Annotated in this window: 12 protein-coding genes and 1 other RNA gene; 10 read left to right on the top strand and 3 right to left on the bottom strand. The window is 40.4% G+C overall.

Features of this window, described 5'->3' with window-relative positions; translation table 11 throughout:
- Positions 1 to 255: 255 nt before the first annotated feature.
- Together FJ709_RS06115 and FJ709_RS06110 are read right to left on the bottom strand one after the other, a co-directional pair.
- Positions 256 to 3,114, bottom strand: a complete 2,859-nt coding sequence (locus FJ709_RS06115) for a TonB-dependent receptor domain-containing protein (protein ID WP_226414439.1) — start codon at positions 3,112 to 3,114, stop codon at positions 256 to 258.
- Positions 3,115 to 3,597: 483 nt separating this feature from the next.
- Positions 3,598 to 6,102, bottom strand: a complete 2,505-nt coding sequence (locus FJ709_RS06110) for a DNA polymerase II (RefSeq protein WP_404830046.1) — start codon at positions 6,100 to 6,102, stop codon at positions 3,598 to 3,600.
- Between the two features lie 74 nt (positions 6,103 to 6,176).
- Here FJ709_RS06110 and dinG point away from each other — a divergent pair, with 74 nt between their 5' ends.
- The 6 genes from dinG to FJ709_RS06080 all read left to right on the top strand — a co-directional run bounded on the left by dinG (position 6,177) and on the right by FJ709_RS06080 (position 11,721).
- Entirely contained in the window at positions 6,177 to 8,252 is a 2,076-nt protein-coding gene (gene dinG / locus FJ709_RS06105) for an ATP-dependent DNA helicase DinG (protein ID WP_226414435.1), read from the top strand.
- Between the two features lie 8 nt (positions 8,253 to 8,260).
- Positions 8,261 to 9,034 (top strand): sulfite exporter TauE/SafE family protein, encoded by a 774-nt coding sequence (locus tag FJ709_RS06100; protein ID WP_226414433.1) that lies wholly within the window; start codon positions 8,261 to 8,263, stop codon positions 9,032 to 9,034.
- A complete protein-coding gene (locus FJ709_RS06095; protein ID WP_226414431.1) occupies positions 9,031 to 9,693 on the top strand; it encodes a primosomal replication protein in 663 nt (220 codons plus the stop codon). Before FJ709_RS06100 ends, FJ709_RS06095 begins: the two co-directional genes overlap by 4 nt.
- A gap of 9 nt (positions 9,694 to 9,702) precedes the next feature.
- Positions 9,703 to 10,407 (top strand): DUF2057 domain-containing protein, encoded by a 705-nt coding sequence (locus FJ709_RS06090; protein WP_226414429.1) that lies wholly within the window; start codon positions 9,703 to 9,705, stop codon positions 10,405 to 10,407.
- A 6-nt stretch (positions 10,408 to 10,413) separates the two neighbouring features.
- Complete coding sequence (locus tag FJ709_RS06085) at positions 10,414 to 11,322, top strand: histone deacetylase family protein (RefSeq protein WP_226414427.1); 909 nt, start codon at positions 10,414 to 10,416, stop codon at positions 11,320 to 11,322.
- A gap of 78 nt (positions 11,323 to 11,400) precedes the next feature.
- Positions 11,401 to 11,721 (top strand): late competence development ComFB family protein, encoded by a 321-nt coding sequence (locus FJ709_RS06080; RefSeq protein WP_226414425.1) that lies wholly within the window; start codon positions 11,401 to 11,403, stop codon positions 11,719 to 11,721.
- Positions 11,722 to 11,837: 116 nt separating this feature from the next.
- Here the strand turns inward: FJ709_RS06080 and ffs are convergent.
- An RNA gene (ffs, locus tag FJ709_RS06075) (signal recognition particle sRNA small type) lies at positions 11,838 to 11,935 on the bottom strand.
- Positions 11,936 to 12,197: 262 nt separating this feature from the next.
- Between ffs and FJ709_RS06070 the strand changes: the two genes are divergently transcribed.
- From FJ709_RS06070 to FJ709_RS06055, 4 genes are all read left to right on the top strand, one after another.
- Positions 12,198 to 12,998 (top strand): hypothetical protein, encoded by an 801-nt coding sequence (locus FJ709_RS06070; protein ID WP_226414423.1) that lies wholly within the window; start codon positions 12,198 to 12,200, stop codon positions 12,996 to 12,998.
- Between the two features lie 328 nt (positions 12,999 to 13,326).
- Entirely contained in the window at positions 13,327 to 15,462 is a 2,136-nt protein-coding gene (locus tag FJ709_RS06065) for a multiheme c-type cytochrome (protein WP_226414421.1), read from the top strand.
- Between the two features lie 278 nt (positions 15,463 to 15,740).
- Positions 15,741 to 17,717 carry an OmcA/MtrC family decaheme c-type cytochrome gene (locus FJ709_RS06060; protein WP_226414419.1) on the top strand — a complete coding sequence of 659 codons (1,977 nt, stop codon included), beginning with the start codon at positions 15,741 to 15,743 and terminating at the stop codon, positions 17,715 to 17,717.
- A gap of 103 nt (positions 17,718 to 17,820) precedes the next feature.
- Positions 17,821 to 18,807 (top strand): DmsE family decaheme c-type cytochrome, encoded by a 987-nt coding sequence (locus tag FJ709_RS06055; protein ID WP_226414417.1) that lies wholly within the window; start codon positions 17,821 to 17,823, stop codon positions 18,805 to 18,807.
- Positions 18,808 to 18,816 lie beyond the last annotated feature (9 nt).

The raw sequence follows: 18,816 nt of genomic DNA, 5'->3' as shown, positions 1-18,816 counted from the left end.
GAAAGAGACTTTAACGCTTGTAACGCTTTCAATTGACGGAGGCCGCTCAGTGAGCTCAATCATTGATAGGGGAGAAATTAAACAATGATAATTCACCATAGAATAGATGAAAAGATTCACGCTAATCACAATACTTTTCAATAACTCGCATGTGACAAAAGCAAAAAAGCACTGAACAAATTACTGTCCAGTGCTTTTTAATTAGCTATTGTGTTTATAAGCTAAATTTAAGCTTATATGTTATAGCAACTATTCTTAGAACTTAACGCCAGCGCTAACAAATAGGAATCGACCTAGAGTATCGTAGAAGCCAGCTACTGTATTAGCGTTGCTAGCTACAGTATTACCAACCATTGGAGGCTCTTTGTCAAAAATGTTGTTCACACCAGCTGTAAAGGTGACATTATCGCTCACAGCATAATTACCTGATAAATCGAAGTAGCTGTATGAATCGATACCGCCATTTTCAATTAACTTAGTATCTGCAGTGCCTTCATAGTCAACTTTGTCAAAATAACGCCATTTTAACGCTACGCTATAGTCATCACCACTGTAAGTAGTAGTGAAGTTATGACGCCATTTTGGTGACGCGAAACAAGAAGTACTAATCACACCAGAACAGTCATAAGCTAGGCCAGCATCACCTAAAATAGGTTCAACTTCTTTTTTCATGCTGTAGAAACCGTTTAGTGCGAAATCTAAAGTACCTGCACCTAAATCAATTTTGTAGCCAGCGGTAGCATCAACACCTTCCCAAGTACGGCCGCCAATGTTAGAACCTAGGTTAGATACATAACCTTCTTGTCCAAGCCATAAGCTACCTGAAGCGCTACGTTTAACACTGTCACAGAACAAAGCATCGCCAGTTTCGGCACAGTTAGTTAATATACGCTCAGCGCCAATTGTACCCACTACTTCTTCCATTTGAATATTGAAATAATCCAAAGAGAAGTTGAAGTTATCAAATGGGTTAGCCACTAAACCAACAGTAAGCGTTTTAGCTTGTTCAGGTTGTAGTTCAGTATTACCACCAGAGAATTGGTTGTATTGACCAGCAGGTGATGTAGAGACATTACCAAATTGCGCAGCAGTCATACCAGTATTAGCACACATAGCTTGTGTAAAGCCGGCAGCAGTAATGTCTGCAGCAGAACCTGAACACGGATCATCACCACTCCACAAACCTATCGTTTGTGCATCAAATAATTCGCCGATGTTAGGAGCACGGATAGCTTGAGCGTAGCTCATGCGTAACTTATAAGCGTCAGCAATAGTATAATCTGTACCTAATGAATAAGTATAATCAGTACCTGAAGTTGAATAGTCAGACGCACGAGCCGCTAAGTTTACGTTCCACTCATCAAGCACTGGTATAGCAAATTCACCAAACACTTCGTTAACGATTATCTCACCGTTCAAACTTGGGTTAGGACCGCCTTGACCAAGTAATGTACCTTCTGCATAGATGGTATCAGAAATACGTTCGTATTCCTGTTCACGACGCTCTAAACCAAATACTGCACCTATGTTAGATGACGCTGACGGTAATCCAAAATCGAATTCACCACTAACATAACCGTTATAAATAGTTTGAGTCACTAAACCAGTTTGAATACCAACACCAGCTAACTGAGCCGCTTGCTCTTGGGTTACGCCACCTAGAGTAAACACGTTGTAGTATAAACAACCATCTTCTACATTACACTCAGTGCCTACAGCACCAACACGGTCAGGAATTTTAGTTGCTAACAAATCGTTCTGGTATACAGAGTTTGAAGCTGTTGCTGAATAAGCAAAACTTACGTCATAAGACCAAGCATCAGAAAGCTCACCTTCCATACCTGTTAGTATGCGGTAAGAAGAATGCTCTAGATTGTTAGAACGTGGACCACCTTCAACATTTCGCTTACCAATATAGGCAACAAATTGGTCATCAGCTGTTTGTCCGAAAAGTTCTTGTAGTTGAGCTTTTTGGAAATCACTGATTAGCGGGTTGTTATAATCAAATAACAGTTCTTGGTTATAGAAAGTACCAGATTCTGCAATTTGGCCAGCTGTTCTGTTGTGCATGAACGACAATTCCATATAAGGACGGAAATGTTCGTTAATTTCATAGTTAATAAATGCACCAGTGGTAAAACGCTCGTTCGGACGCATAAAGTGGTTTACTGGAGCATAGTTATAGCGATAACCATCGTCTGGAACAAAACCTTCACCATTTGGATTTAAATATCCATAAAACTCGTTTGAATAATCAACTTCACCATCAACGACAGGGAAGATATCAAAGAAAGGGTTAGGAGTAGTACCAGAACCACCACAAGCTGTGCCGCCGCCATTTAATGCACAAGATGCATAATCGCGAGAACCTTGTAATAACTCATCGTTTCTACGCCAAACAGCATAAGCTACTGCATGGCCTTTACCACCATCAAATTCACTACCCATGGTAATATCCATGGTGTAAGTTTTACCGTCAACACCTGTGTTACCAGTTTCGTAATCAAATGATCTCTTATCCATTAAGCTTTGGATATAGCCATTGCTGTTGTCATGTTGGTAACCAGAAGCGCCTGCATTGAATGCAAAACCTTCAAAATCATCATTCATTACGAAGTTAACAACACCAGCTACAGCATCAGCACCATAAACAGCGCCAGCACCACCAGTTAACACTTCAACTCGTTTAATTAATGAAGCAGGGATTTGGTTAACGTCAGCTACCTGTGAAGTAATACTACCAGCTTGCATACGACGACCATTGATCAAAACAAGCGTTCTGTTTGAACCTAGTCCACGTAAGTCAACTGTTGCTGTACCAGTTGCACCGTTTGCAAGGAAAGCGGTTTCAGCTGCTTCGATTTGTGGTAATTGGTTTAAAACATCTTCAATACGATCGTAGCCTGATGCTTTAATTTCTGTTGCGTCCATAACAGTAACTGGGCTAGAAGTTTCTATATCAGTTCTTTTAATACGAGAACCTGTTACTTCTATACGCTCAACTTTTGCACCATCATCTTCAGCTGCAAATACTGCTGGCACGCTTAACGCAGCTGCTGCTGCACCGCCGATCAAAGCTAAGCGCACTGATTTGGCTAATACGTTCTTATGCATTGTCTATCTCCCTGGATATATTTGTCTTTCTTATAATTCCAATCTTCATCACATGAAGTATTGGTGTTGAGATATCATAACACTTTGCGCTACAAAATCACATTTACACCGCAATAAAATCACATTTGAAACAAGTAATCAACAATTGATACACTGTAAGGACAAAAGTTAATCAAGTGTATTTTTGATATCCGTTCACTTTTATGAACAAAGAGAGATAAATAGATAATATTAAAACTAAAAATCAGACACTTAAAAAAACACCTCTTAAAATTATTATTAATAATATTTATTTAACACTAAAACAACAAATGCAAAAAAATATTTCACAACAGTTAATTATGGTTTAGTTATTAGACGCTTATTATTTAAACTCTACTCGGGTTAAGAGATAAAAAACGAGGTTAGATGAGCAAACATTTATATACTTAAGATAAACTTGAAATTTGCAGGTTTTGCATAGATAAAATCAAATTAACAACATTAGATCAATGACATTTGACCGTTAGAAAAATCGCCATAACTTAACCCAAGTAATGACAATATCGGCTCTGCAATAGGTTGAATTTGTTTTTCGATGTAATAGTCATAATCCATTAACCAGTCTTTATCACACACAGGTTGAACGCCTGCGGTGGTGATCACATACTCAATAACCGCTCCCCTTTTTAACCAGTCGCTATTTTGCTGATACTCGGCCATCAACTTTGCCGCCCTAACATGTGGGGTCGACTTAGCGGTGTAGTCTTCAACATTTCGCTTTAAGCGTTTTTTGAACACTAGTTCTTGATCGAATGCTCCTTGCTTTAACAGCGCAACTTGGGACTCTAAAAACTCGCTAATATCTTGCTGATTAAAGAATCGCTGATACAGCTGATATTGAATGCGTTTAGAAAGCGGTGTCCAATCGCTTCTGACCTGCTCCATTCCTTTAAAGACCATTTCAGGCTTTTCATGTTTATCTAATTTCAAGCCAACATAGCGTTTTTTACTGCCAATTTCACTTCCGCGTAAAGTGGGCATAATAAATTGCTGAAAATGGCTTTCAAATTCTAATTCAAGATAACTTGGTAAATTAAATTCTGTCGCACACCAATCAGCCCATTTATCGGTAATGATTTTTGCCATTTGCAAGCCAATTTCTGACGCATTTAATTGGATATCATTACCTAGCCAAACAAATGTAGAGTCGGTATCACCATAAATGACTTGATAACCCATTTCTTCTATCCAAATCTTGGTCATTTTCATTATCTGGTGACCGCGCATCGTAATAGAGCTGGCGAGCTTTGCATCATGAAATACGCACCCCTTTGACCCTAATACGCCGTATAGTGAGTTCATGATAATTTTGATGGCTTGCGACAATGGAGCGTTGTGATCTTTTTTAGCCTGCTCACGCTGCTCAGCTAAGCTGGCTATCAACTTGGGCAGAATTGGATTATGGCGATTAAACTTTGCCCCGAGAAAGCCATCAACCAGCACTTCACTGGTATCTAAATTTGACTCAGCTAACTTTAAGCCTTCTACTAAACCTTTAGGATCAATCAAAAAAGTGCGGATAATTGAGGGATACAAACTTTTAAAATCAAGTACCAACACATTTTTATAATGTCCTGGCATAGAATCCATCACATAACCACCAGGACTTTCCAGCCCATTACTTGCGGGCATTTGGGGGGCAACAAAACCGCTGCGGTGTAAATGCGGAAGATATAAGTGATAAAAAGCGGCGACAGATGCCCCGACTCGACCAAACTCAAGCCCGGTTAACTTAGCGCGTTCTATGGCAAAATCAAGTAGCTGAGTCTTGTCAAAAATATCCCACACCAAGCGACAATCAGTTAAATTGTAGTGCGCTAGTTTGAGCTTATCCTCAACGAACATTTGGCTTATTTCATTACCTCGATTTTCAACATGGTCAATCGCTTTACCCTCATTTAATAAAGCACGCGACACAAACTCAAGCGAAAATCGATCAAAGTTATAAAATGCAGCTTTAAGCCAATCAATGCCATCTAATACCACTCGTCCGGGCAAATTTAAGGTTTCAGGGCGATATTTATCTTCGACTTTCCAGCTTAACTCACTGTGGCCTCGGCCAATTCTGAGTGGAATATGATGATGTTTACAACGCTTAAATAGCAATGCTAAATCAAACACCACCACAGCCCACCCAATAATAACGTCGGGATCATACTGACTAAACCAATTGATTAATCGGTGCAGTAAAGCAACCTCATCTTTAACCCACACAATGTAATCTTCGGCATCAGGGTATGATGCTTGTTCACCCACCATAATAACGCATTGATAATCAGTCCCGTAAAGGCCAACCGAATACAACTCGCCTTGCATACTGCATTCAAAATCGAGTGAAACAACTTTTAAATCACTTCTTGTTGATAACACATTTTGTTTATCACGCGCGCCATCAGCCAAAGCAGTACCGCTGGCTGCAGCGTGCAAAAAATCATCGTTTACATTGTCTACCTTGGTTGTTCTTACGCTACCTCTTCTTGCACGATGCGCGGTAAGTACTGGCAGACTTTTTACACTAGACTCAATAGTGCCCTCACATTCGATATCAAATGCGATAAATCGCTCAATCAAATAACGTTGCTCGGCACGAATATCGGTTTCATATAAAGGCACCCCGATATCATTGGCAATGCGCTGCAATTGCTTAAGCGCAGAACTGGTTTTTAAATAAATGCCACAAACAATGTGATGGTCAAAATTGGTCATTGCTAAAACAGCCACACGGGCTTGGGTTAAGTAAGGTGTTAACTTGGCCACATCAGCTTGACGGCAAAAGCACACAACATCCTCGTTATGAAGTTCAACGAGCACAGGTCCATTAGCCGTTTTAATATAATATTGCAGCACTAACTGGCCCTGCCGATAGTTGGCATGACGAGTAAGTACCTGCCCTTCAATACGGGTTAAGGCTTTATTTACCGGTAAGAGATTTGAGTTCAATTTTATTATCTGTTTTAAGCACAAAGATTCACTGTTATTATGTACAGCATAAATCAGTCACCGCAGAATAAAAACTACTCATGCTCACTGACCAGGTAAAAACGCAAATTCGCACCATCTATAAAGACATTGCTTCGGCAATGCCTCAATTTCGTTCACGCCGTGAACAAAATTATATGGTGGCAGAAATTTCTAAAACTTTAGCCGGTGAATATGACAAACAACGACCTATCATTGTTGTTGAAGCAGGTACGGGTATTGGTAAATCACTGTCCTACCTTTTAGGCGCTATCCCCTTAGGCATCGCGAGTAAGAAAAAAGTCTGCATTGCCACCGCAACAGTGGCACTGCAAGAGCAACTACTGCATAAAGACTTACCCTTTTTCTTGCAGCATTCTGGTTTAAATTTTAAATTTGGTTTAGTTAAAGGGCGTCAGCGGTACGTTTGCTTAGCAAAGCTAGAGGGAATGATGGGTTCCCAAGACAGTTCGCAAATGGCGATGTGGCAAACAAAGCCTGACCAAAGCCAGGTTGAGCAACTGCAAAAAATTCATCAAGATTATCATCAGAAAAAATGGAATGGTGAACTTGATAGTTTAAAAGAGCCTATTCCTGACTTTTTATGGCAACAAATATGCTGCGACAAACACAGCTGTCATCGTCAGGTTTCTGCACACCATAACTGCCCTTTCCATAAAGCCCGTGAAGATGTTGACACATGGGATGTGCTTATTGCTAATCACAGTTTATTATTTGCTGACTTAGAATTAGGCGGTGGGGTTATTTTGCCTGAACCTGAAGATATGTTTTACATCATAGATGAAGCCCATCACTTACCGATTGTCGCAAGGGACTTTTCCAGCGGGCAGGCGACGATACGTGGTGCATGTGATTGGTTAGACAAGGCGAATAAAACCTGTAGCAAACTGCAAAACCAGTTAAAAACTAATAATATTATTGCCCCAGTTCAAGCCATGCTTGATCACATCACCGACATTATCAGCTTACTTAATCAGGTGGCTCAGTTTTGTGATACGCAGCCACAGTTTTTTGCCAACCCAGAAACCAGATGGCGTTTTGAGCACGGTCAATTACCTCAATCGTTAACCATTCAAGCTGAAAACATCGCCACAGCAACGGGTAGCGGCTTAAAACAGTTTAATAAGGTGGTTTCGGTTTTATCTGAAGCGATTAAAGATGGTGAGGTGCCAAAGCACCAATCTGAAGGATTGCTGTCTGAAACAGGTTTTATTCTGCAACGATTAGAGAATCTGCATAAAGTGTGGAAAATGATCGCCAAAGAAGACAATAAAAAAGGCGCGCCTACTGCCAGATGGATTGAGTTAATTACCGGTAAACAACAAGATTATTTAGTCAGTGCCTCCCCCATTGAAGTCGGTTTTATGCTTGAGTCCATGCTATGGCAAAAAGCCGCTGGAGTAGTGCTGTGCAGTGCCACACTCAGAGCACTGAATAACTTCAATCACTTTGCCCATCAGGTTGGTTTAAGTATCAATGATGGCAGTCGCTTTTTAGCCCTGCAATCGCCATTTGATTATGAAAATAATGCCACGCTTTTTATTCCCCATATGGATAATGAGCCAACAGATGATGATTACACCGCAGAGCTGGCCACCCAAATAGTCGCCTTAATTGAAGGGGAAATGGCCTCTTTGGTATTATTTGCATCGTACTGGCAAATGGACAAAGTGGTAGAATTAGTTGAAGGTAAAATCCCTAGTGAGCAACTTTTTATTCAAGGTTCAATGCCAAGGCAACAAATTTTAAGCCAGCATAAACAACGTTGTGATGATGACAAACCAAGCATTATTTTCGGCACAGGTAGCTTTTCTGAAGGATTAGATTTGCCAGGCGATTACCTCACCAACCTGATTATTACCAAACTGCCCTTTGCCGTGCCGACATCACCAGTTGAACAGGCCCATGCCGAATATATAAAAGTAAAAGGCGGTAATCCATTTTTACAACTCACCATTCCAGATGCTTCGCGCAAGTTAGTCCAAAGTTGTGGTAGATTACTGCGAAAAGAACAAGATTATGGTCGCGTGACAATCTTAGATCGCCGTTTGGTGACTAAACGTTATGGCAAATCGTTAATTGATGCATTACCGCCCTTTCGGCGGGTGATTGAGTAGGTATACCCTTGGAATTAATGTTAGACCCAAGCCACTTAGCGGCATTGGCGGTTATTGGAATTATCGCAGGCTTTATTGACGCTATAGTCGGTGGCGGTGGCCTTTTGTCTATTCCCGCCTTGCTCACCATGGGTATACCACCACATTTAGCCCTGGGGACCAATAAATTAGCGGCATGTTTTGGTTCAATTACCTCTAGCTATACCTATTATAAACAGCAATTATTTGTACCAGCATTCTGGAAGACCTGCGCTATTGCCACTTTTGTCGGTGCGATACTCGGTAGCGGACTGGTATTTTTAATTAACTCGAATTGGCTTGAAAAGTTACTTCCACTGCTTATTATCAGTATTGCGATTTATACTTTATTCAGCCCTAAAGCCATGGGCAGTGCACATTATGTCGCGCCTACCAAAGCTCCAACTAATAAACGCCAAGCAACTCAAGGATTAATACTGGGCGGTTACGATGGATTTGCAGGGCCCGGTATCGGTGCATTTTGGACTGTTTCCTCTATTTCTTTACATAAATTACCGTTACTAGAAAGTTGTGCTTTAGCAAGAATCATGACACTAATCAGTAACATTACTGCGCTAATTATTTTTGCTAGCTTGGGGCAAGTTAATTGGATATTAGGCCTATGGATGGGAGTTTGCATGATGGCAGGATCATTTATTGGGGCGCGAAGCGCTATCCGTTTTGGCATTCCTTTTATCAAGCCGTTGTTTATTATCTCTGTGGTATCTATTGCCACCCATTTAGCCTGGAGTGCCTGGGCATGAACACTCAGCAATTAATCCTAATGCTGAAGCAACAACTTGCTCATATAGAACAAGAAGCACTGCAGCATGATAATCAATTAGGCGACCAGCAGAAGAAAACACTGCAACATGTTGAACGCTTTAATCATAGCGTTTTTATCCAAGAAGGTGCTCAATTAAGCCCTTGCATTGTGCAACTTAGAAAGGATATTGCTCAGTTAGAAAAACAGTTAACGCTTAACTTAGCTAAAAACACTATTGAACTTAGCTGCCAGCGCATTCAAGATAGGTTTACCGCATTAAGGCGTGCTTTGCTGACGACAGGATTAAACTTAAAATCTGCTGAGCAGAAAAAAGCCAGTAATCGTGCGCGATATGCTAAAAAACAACAGCAGTCGGTACAGGATAGTGGCTTTGGTTGGATAGCAAATAACATCATGCAAAACAGTCATCAACTTTATCAAGAGTTGAATAAACATTTTGCTTGGGCTAATAAAATTGAATTTAAAATTCAACAGATGGAATCAAACCTTGAGGTGTGTCATGCTGCTGAAAAAATTACATTGCAAAATGACATTCTTTTAATGCATCGTCGTTTAGGTAAGTGCCGCCAAGCCATTAGCTATATTGAAGAGCGGATACAACACTTTGAGCGACCACGCCAAAGTTTAAATCGTTAAGGAGCTACAATGAAATCATTCGTATCCACCAGTGCAATTTTGGCATTACTTTCATCATCCTCACTGATGGCAGCTAATCTTACCATTCCAATGTCATTTGAATATTTGGCTTTAGATGGTCAGCAGATAGAAACAAATTCGTTTAAACATAAATCTGATTTAAATTTAACCACTGGCAGCCATAAAATTGCCATTAGATATCACGACATGGTTCAAGATGACTTCAGTGATAGCCAAAGCTTCATAAAATCAGCGCCTTTTATTGTCACCCTTAATGTTGATGGCGATTTTAATTACACTCTTTCCCCTGCCGAAGGTGGAGTCGTAAAACGGCCAAAATCTTTTGCCAAAAAACCTGACATTATCATTACTCGTCAAGACAAAGGCACAGTCAGTTATTCGGTTGAAAATACTCAACTTGAAGAGGCCTCTTTTATTGCAAATTTGTTTGGCGGCAACAAAGTCGCGGACATCGATGCCATGTCTGCACATGCAACAAGTAGTCATCCTGCTGTTAATTATACAGCAACGACTTCAGTCCCAGTTTCACCAACGGTAGCCGCAACCGCTGTCACAGTGAATAAATTAAATACAGATCACTCGCCAAAAGCCACTAATCCAGCCCAAGCTGAACAAATGTTGCAATATTGGTGGTTACAAGCCGATGACAAAACCCGTAAAGAATTTATGGGCTGGGCAATAAAACAACTGTAATAGTTAATGAAAATCCCCTTTGTTTATCACGCCAGTTACTCACAGCTGGCGTTACCTTCTCAGCATCGATTTCCAACAAGTAAATATCAAAACTTGTTTGATTATGCTATTGAGCAAAATTTAGTTTGTCCAAGCATGCATCATCAAGCCAATAGAATTGATATTAGTCTAATAAAACAAGTGCACAATGCTGATTATGTTGATGCGTTTATCAATGGTTCCATTCACCCTAAAGCGCTACGCAGAATAGGCTTTCCCTGGAGTGAAAGTTTAGTAAAACGCACTTTGCATGCAGTGAATGGCACATTATTAACCTGCCAACTAGCCCTTAGCCATCAAATATCGGTGCATTTTACGGGTGGCTACCATCATGCTCATCATGATTTTGGCAGTGGATTTTGCATCTTCAATGATTTAGTTATTGCGGCTAGTCACCTAATAGAAACACAACAAGTTGATAAAGTTTTAATTTTTGATTGTGATGTTCATCAAGGTGACGGTACAGCAACACTCTGCCAGGGTAACCCCAATATCATTAGTTGCTCAATTCATTGCAAACAAAACTTCCCATCCAGAAAACCTATTTCAGATTATGATATTGAACTTGATAAGGGCTGCTCCGATGAGGAATACTTATCATACATTGACAGTGTATTTGGGTATTTAATACAACTTCACCAACCCGACCTTATTATTTATGATGCTGGTGTTGATATTCATCAAGATGATGATTTAGGGTACTTAAATATATCTACGCAGGGCATTCTCGCAAGAGATAAGCTAGTATTAACCCTAGCCAAACATCACAACATTCCTGTTGCCGCGGTAATCGGTGGTGGATATAGCCAGCAGGCAGATAAGTTAACACAAAGACATAGTCAATTGCTGATTGCGGCAAATCACGTTTGGGTGTAAAAATAAACTAATGATAAACGTTTTTGTTGTCTACTATAATGACTGATAAAGCCAACACGACACATAATGGAGAAGACCATGCATTTAGAATTTCGTAATTATTATGAAGTCTTACTTTTGGAAATATTGCGCGATGAAGGTTTAATGGATGAATTACCTGAAGATTATCTTGCGGATCTTTGTTGTGTGACTTTAAATCAATTACCAGTACGCTATATTCGACATCTCGTTGATACTTACTTTTTCGAAGACTACAACGAACTTAAACAGATGAAAAATGAAATAAGCTCCGCTTTAGAGCGTTCAAGAGCCTTTTTAAAAGCCAATTTACACAATAAATTAATACAAGAAAATGAGCTATTAACCGAACCAGTCATACAGTTAGGTCACAATGAGTAATAATTAGGCTTGCTGAGTAAAACATCAGCAGTTAAATAGGCATGAAACGTATATCAATAAGTCTTATAAAATAGGACTTATTTACTTATTATTTGCGGGGAGTATTGTTGGAGGCTCCCCTAGAGCCGACACCCCGGCACACGAGTCACTTGCTGCGGTTGCTCCCTTCCGGGCCTGGCCGAGTTCACAAGTTATCATTGCGGGGGGACCCTAGGGTCACCATAGATTTCTAAATAAGCTAAATAAAAACAAACTCATCTAGAACACCAAGGATTATCCCTTAACCCTCCAATGCAATCAAGCCCTAAGTCTGGTCTTTTTGTCTTTAATGGCTTACTTGCACAATGATCACTCAATTTTACTATTTTCAATCAAGGTATAAGAACATCTTCTATACTCTGTAGATAAAGTGTTCGCCGTAAAATACTGACTTAACAATTTTAAAGTCATTACCGATAATCTTAAGGAGAAAGTGAATGCAAAATCTCATATCAATCACTTTCTGTTTTATGATTTCTCTTTTGATCCAATTACCAGTGTTAGCAGCTCAGTTTAATGTACATTATTCAGCAATCCACAACCTCAACTCCCACGCGCTATTTATAGATAACCGCAGAGTTGAAAATACGCTTGTAACTAAACAAGTAATATCGAATGAGGCTGAAGAGTTCGGCTTTATCCCTTCTGTCAGCTTACTAAGTGAAATAAATCCGGATGATAATTACGATTCATTACTGAACAGTCCATTACAAAACTATCTATTACCAAATCACATATCACAAAGCCATCAATTACAAAGCAGTCTTTTCCCGACTTATGTACGTGCTAATGCTCAAGCGGGTATCAAATCACAATGGAAAATCACTTCGGATTTCATGGTTAGTAGTTTTTTAATACGTAGAGCCTACTCAATAAACTGGCAAGCTGAACACTCAAACTCTGCATTTGAGTTTGAAAATACAGCCATAAGTGAAAACAGTATTATCGGCAGTGAAATTTCGATGCACAACTTATTGAATAATAAATTGATCATAGGTGTGAATTATCAACTAAATAACTTCCTAACACAGCAAACTGACTTTCCCCGCCAACAAATTAATACCTACGCAGGTTTTGAAGTGAACAATAATCTCAATGTACATTTGAATTGGATCATATCTGAGAAAAAAGCACTAACGCCACTTTTAAATACCAGAAAAACTACCATACTCACTCCAATTGACATCAATACGATTCATTCTCACTTACTCCTACTATCAGTTAGTTACAAAATGTGACTAATATCTCACTCTGAGAAGATAGCTTAAAAATCCCCCTCTTCAAACGTCTAAAGCGTGTAAACTTTGTAATATATTTGTTACCAAAAAGTTTCCATCAATCGTTCTGTAGTTTGCAAAGATAGATAATTTTTGCTCAAAAACTCACATAAGTAACCATTGTCACAATGAAAAAAATACCACTAAAGGAATAGATGGACATAGTTCACAACTCTTACATCATCAAGCTGAACAAGTACTTAAGGTTGGCTACACTGTCCATAGGTAAAAACCATACACTTTATAATGAATAGCATTTGAAGTGATAAGAATATTGCAGGGAAATATGATGAAACGATTAAATTTAAATACCACAGCAAAAGCTGTGTTCAGTGCGGGGATACTCTCATTTGCACTTATGGGTTGTGGTAGCGATGGTGAAGATGGTGAGAACGGTATTGATGGTCCTATAGGCACACCAATAAAATCAGCAACCAATATCAAAAGCACTATTATTGCAGCAGATGTCGACGAAAACAAACGACTTACTCTCAGCTTTAATCTTACCGATGCTAACGGCGCCGCTATTTTAGGTCTTGTTCAAACAGATATTGCTACAATTTCTTTTGGCCGTGTAGGAGCGGCTACTGAACTGGGTGAAAATGAAATTGTTAGCCCTAATCCGGAACGTAAAATCTGGTTAAGTTACTTCAATAAAGATAAAGGGGAAGGATACTTTACAGGATCTAGTTACTTTGACGGCACAAAAAGTCAGTGCACTGATTGTTTTGTTGATAACAATAACGGCAATTACTCAATTAAAATAGATAAAGCTATCGATACATTAGGTAAATATGACTATGTTGCCGATACGACAAATGGTGTCTATTTATCAATCAAAACAATAAATAACTTATCAAAAACCATGGTCGACAATAGCTTCTTTTATTGGGTACCCGCAACCGATGTGCAAGTTGACAAACCACTAAAAATCCTTGCTAACGCTGACTGCCAAAGCTGTCATAGAGAAGGACAGGCTGGCGAGTTATCAATGCATGGCAGCAAGCATAATACTGAAGAAGCATGTTCATTTTGTCATACCGACTACAACCGATACCTCAAAGAAGATAAAGATTCTGCCGGTAATGTGATTGGTGAAGCATATGCATATGACGGTTCAATCAAAGGCATGGTTCATAGTATTCACACTAATTCACATGCTTCAACCGTGGGTGTATACCCGCAAATGACATCAAACTGTTTAACCTGCCATAACCCAAATCAAGAATTCAACCTAACTGATAGCTGGAAGGCAGATATAGATACCACATCTTGCTGGAGCTGTCATAGCCCTAGCCCAGCGGCTGAAGCTGCAGGGGCAAAAGCTTCACATCATCAAGGCGAAAACTGCTTTGCTTGTCATGGTGGTGAAGAACGGGGCCGTGGTGCAGAAGATGCACACTACTCACTCAACAGTACTCACTTAGCATCGACACTAAAAGTCACCTTTAACTCAATGACGGTTGCAGCTGATGAATCATCTATTACGGCTAATTTTACCGTTAAACATGGTTCAGAACTGGTTACCCTTAAGCAAATTGATCCTCGTCCTTACAAATATGGCGGTTTTAATAGCGCGATTGTTATCAATGGTACTTTAGGCGATGACTTTTTGGTTAACTATCAAAAAGTTGGTATTAATACCTTCACTCAACAAAGTGATGGTTCTATCAATGCTTTAATTAGTGCAACTAGCTTCAATATCAAAACACTCATTGATGCTAAATCTACCATAGCACTGAGCAGCCAACTTCATGTCTGTTCTAAAAAAGGCGTTATTGCAGATTGTGTTGTAGATGACTTAAACCGAGCAGATGGCGATAGAAGCAAACAATATGCGCCATATCTTACCTCTGATACTTTCTACTACAACCTAGATGGCAGCCCGGTTAACTCATCACCACGCATGCAACACGCTAAGATGACTGACTGCCAACAATGTCATACCACAGAAATCACCCACCGTTATTCTAATGATCTTGATGGATGTGCATCTTGCCATAATGGTACTCGGTCAAACTCAAACTTAGCTATTAAGGTACACGCTAAGCACTATGTTTATGACTCAAACGGTGATTTATTCTTCAAAAAAACCGAATGCCAATCTTGTCATGGTGATGATGGATTCTCGATCCAAAATATCAAAACAACGGCATCGCCAGTCGCATTTGGTAAAGACAGTAATGGTGGCTTATTAGTGGTGTCACCGCAAACAGCTGCCTGTGTAAGTTGCCACTTACCGCCTTATGGATTAAGTGAATCAACGATTGGCCATATTGAAAGTAATGGCGGAGTGGTTGGCACTATAAATCAACTTGGTGTTCCTGCCGCTGACTATGGGGCGATGAATGTTCAAGAGACATGTTCAACGTGTCACACGGATACTAGAATTCTTCAGTCTCATTCAAATTGGGGCGGTCATTAACGGTTAACGTAAAGATAAAATGAAGCCGCTCGATAGAGCGGCTTTGCTATCTAAGGTTACATTTATGCGTGTCTATATGAGCAATTAATATACCTCTTTATAAATAGGAAGACCGGCTTCACATAATGTAAAGACCGATGAAGATTTACTCGATTTAATAACGTAATCTTATTATTAACAACGTTTTCCAACATCGACTTAACTGAAAACAACACGCTTTGACGTAGAACGCAGAAAATACTGACAGTTAAGAATATGTTTTACCTTTGCAGGGAAATATGATGAACACACAATACTCAAAAATAGCACTAATACTAGCCGCAACAACATTAACGTTAGCGGGCTGTGGTGGTGGAGATGATGGTAAACCGGGCACACCAGGGTTACCCGGCGGCGAGCCAGCTGCTGATATTAAAGTACTTAACCTAGATGTCACTAACGTCACTTATGTAGACGGCAAACCGGTTATCGATGTCTTTGCGACTAACGAAGAAGATATGCCCATTATTGGTTTACAAGATTTAGGCATTACTGCAGCGCAATTAACGCCCGTTGGCGCCACAGGAGCAGGTAACAGTGCCCAGTGGACGCGTACTGCTAGAGTGTCTGGCATAGCCAATTATACCGACTTGAAAAATGGTCATTATACTTTTACATTCGAAGTAGCTGGTTATAACCAAGCACTGACTCAACGTTATAATGTTTATGCGGGCGGACAAGGTTCCACCTTACTTAACGGTGTAACTGCGGTGCCTAGAAAAGAAATAGTCGAAGACTTCGACGGTAATGGCTATCAAGCACAGTACACCAAAAATATCGTGTCGCATGCAACCTGTACAAGTTGCCATGCTGAAGATAAACCTTTAACCACTCGCCATAGCAATTACTACACCCAAGAAACATGTGCAACATGTCATAGCAGCTCGATGTCTATGGAAAGTCAGTGGAATCATTTGGTGCACAATATTCATAATACCTCAAAAACCTTTACTGATAAAAATGGTAAAGAATACACAGGTGCAGCAGCTGAGCATTTAATCGAAAATAACTGCCAGTCTTGTCATGTAGAAGATGAAAATCTATCTGAGTGGCAGAATTGGTCTCGTATACCCACCATGGAAACTTGTACAAGTTGTCACTCTGATATTGACTTTAAAGCGGGTAATGGCCACTCACAACAACTTGATAATTCAAACTGTATTGCCTGCCATAACGCTAGCTGGACTGAAGAAATTCATACAAGTCCCTTCACCCAAAAAGCCGCTTTTATTGACATGTATGGCATGAGCGCAACTTTGGTTGCAAACAAAGCTGACCAAGATGACTTATCTGCAACACTATCAGTTACCATACTTGATACTAATGGGGCTAAGATTGATGCTAACACCTTAATTAGTAAAATTAAGCGCCTTGAAACTATCACCAACGTTGGCCCTAACTTCCCTATCATGGGCTACAATCCAAATCCTGTTACAGGTTACAAAAAAGTCACTCAAGACTTAGTTAACAGTGGCTTAGTTCAAGATAAGGTCACTATCCTTGATGGTGTGTTACGCTTCAATATCGCCAAACTTCCTTTTGGTGCCGGTGATACTGATACCGCATTCACAATGATTGGATTAGAAATGTGTAATGACGGAGTGCAAGCTATTGATTGTGCTGACGGCGTGGCGACAACATCAATGAAAGCTGAACTAACCCATGGGACATTATCAGGAGCGGCACCAAGTTATCGTCACACTAATTCGGTTAACTTCAGTACTTGCCAAAACTGTCATGGTGAAACTTTTGAAATCCATAAAGGCCATCATGCAGGTTTTGTCATGACCGAACAATTAGGTCGTGAAGTCGATGGTAAAGTGATTATTGGAGTCGATGCTTGTGTTGCTTGTCATACACCGGATGGGACTTATGCTTCAGGCGCAAACCAGGGTGCAATTGAAATGAAGTTGCACAGTGTACATGGCAAACAAGACATCATTAGTGACTGTACCCAATGTCATAATGACTTCAGCCTTGATGCATTCAAGCTTAAAGGCGCATTAGCCACTGCCGGCGGTGGAGATAGCTACACAACTCCAATCACTGCAACCTGTGCTTCTTGTCATGGGTTCGATGAAATCAAAGCACACGCTGAAGGACAAGGCGCGGTAGTTAATGGATCTTACCAGCAAGCTAATGACGCTGCGCAACTTGAATTCTGTTTAGGTTGTCATGTCCCCAGCATTGAAAACCATACAGCTATGAAGTTTTAAATTGCCCACAGGGAGAAGCTGATCACTTCTCCCTGACTTATTGGCAATGCGCTTAATGATTTAGCGATATAGCGCTTTTATGGACAAATTAGGAAGTCTACTTATGAAGACCAAAACAACATCTCAAATCTTGTTATCAGCCTTGTTTTCACTGGTGCTGCTAATGGGTTTAGCAAGCCCTGCTAGTGCAGCAAAATGGGATGAAAAAATGACGCCTGCCGAAGTGGAAGCGACATTAGATACAAAATTTGCTGAAGGTAAATACTCACCTAAAGGTGCTGACTCTTGCTTAATGTGTCATAAGCGTTCAGAAAAGGTCATGGATCTTTTTAAAGGCGTACATGGTGCGATTGACTCCAGCAAGAGTCCAATGGCGGGTTTGCAATGTGAAGCCTGTCATGGCCCACAAGGCTCGCATAACAAGGGTGGTAAAGAGCCGATGATAGCCTTTGGCCCAAACTCTACCCTGCCAGCAGATAAACAAAACAGTGTGTGTATGAGTTGTCACTTAGATGACAAACGCATGTCCTGGAATACCAGCCACCATGATAATGCTGATGTTTCTTGTGCATCTTGTCACAGTGTTCATACAGCCAAAGATCCGGTGCTGTCTAAGCAAACGGAAATGGAAGTCTGTACAAGCTGTCACACTAAGCAAAAAACCGACATGAATAAACGCTCTAGCCACCCAATGAAGTGGAATCAAATGACCTGTAGTGATTGTCATAATCCACACGGTAGCTTAGCGGAGGCTGACTTAATTAAACCAAGCGTTAATGAAACCTGTTACGAGTGTCACACCGAAAAACGTGGCCCTAAACTTTGGGAACATGCTCCAGTGACCGAAAATTGCGTCAGTTGCCACAATCCTCACGGCAGCGTGAATGACGCCATGCTTAAAACCCGTGCACCGCAACTTTGTCAGCAATGTCATACCAGCGATGGCCATGCAAGTAACGCTTATTTAGGTAACACAGGTATGGGTTCAAGTGTGGGTGACAATGCATTTACAGGCGGACGCAGTTGCTTAAATTGTCACAGCCAGGTACATGGTTCTAACCATCCATCGGGTAAGCTATTACAGCGCTAGGGAGTTAAC

Origin of the sequence: Shewanella glacialimarina (assembly GCF_020511155.1) — a bacterium.
GTDB lineage: Bacteria > Pseudomonadota > Gammaproteobacteria > Enterobacterales > Shewanellaceae > Shewanella > Shewanella glacialimarina.
Note: the sequence above shows the minus strand (reverse complement) of the source record. Positions and strands in the feature narration are given on the sequence as shown.

What these genes read in the sequence shown, in the direction of transcription:
- FJ709_RS06060 (WP_226414419.1), top strand. Translation starts at nt 15,741, where the DNA reads ATGATGAACACACAATACTCAAAAATAGCACTAATACTAGCCGCAACA.
- FJ709_RS06065 (WP_226414421.1), top strand. Translation starts at nt 13,327, where the DNA reads ATGAAACGATTAAATTTAAATACCACAGCAAAAGCTGTGTTCAGTGCG.
- FJ709_RS06070 (WP_226414423.1), top strand. Translation starts at nt 12,198, where the DNA reads ATGCAAAATCTCATATCAATCACTTTCTGTTTTATGATTTCTCTTTTG.
- FJ709_RS06115 (WP_226414439.1), bottom strand. Translation starts at nt 3,114, where the DNA reads ATGCATAAGAACGTATTAGCCAAATCAGTGCGCTTAGCTTTGATCGGC.
- dinG (WP_226414435.1), top strand. Translation starts at nt 6,177, where the DNA reads ATGCTCACTGACCAGGTAAAAACGCAAATTCGCACCATCTATAAAGAC.
- FJ709_RS06090 (WP_226414429.1), top strand. Translation starts at nt 9,703, where the DNA reads ATGAAATCATTCGTATCCACCAGTGCAATTTTGGCATTACTTTCATCA.
- FJ709_RS06055 (WP_226414417.1), top strand. Translation starts at nt 17,821, where the DNA reads ATGAAGACCAAAACAACATCTCAAATCTTGTTATCAGCCTTGTTTTCA.
- FJ709_RS06080 (WP_226414425.1), top strand. Translation starts at nt 11,401, where the DNA reads ATGCATTTAGAATTTCGTAATTATTATGAAGTCTTACTTTTGGAAATA.
- FJ709_RS06085 (WP_226414427.1), top strand. Translation starts at nt 10,414, where the DNA reads ATGAAAATCCCCTTTGTTTATCACGCCAGTTACTCACAGCTGGCGTTA.
- FJ709_RS06095 (WP_226414431.1), top strand. Translation starts at nt 9,031, where the DNA reads ATGAACACTCAGCAATTAATCCTAATGCTGAAGCAACAACTTGCTCAT.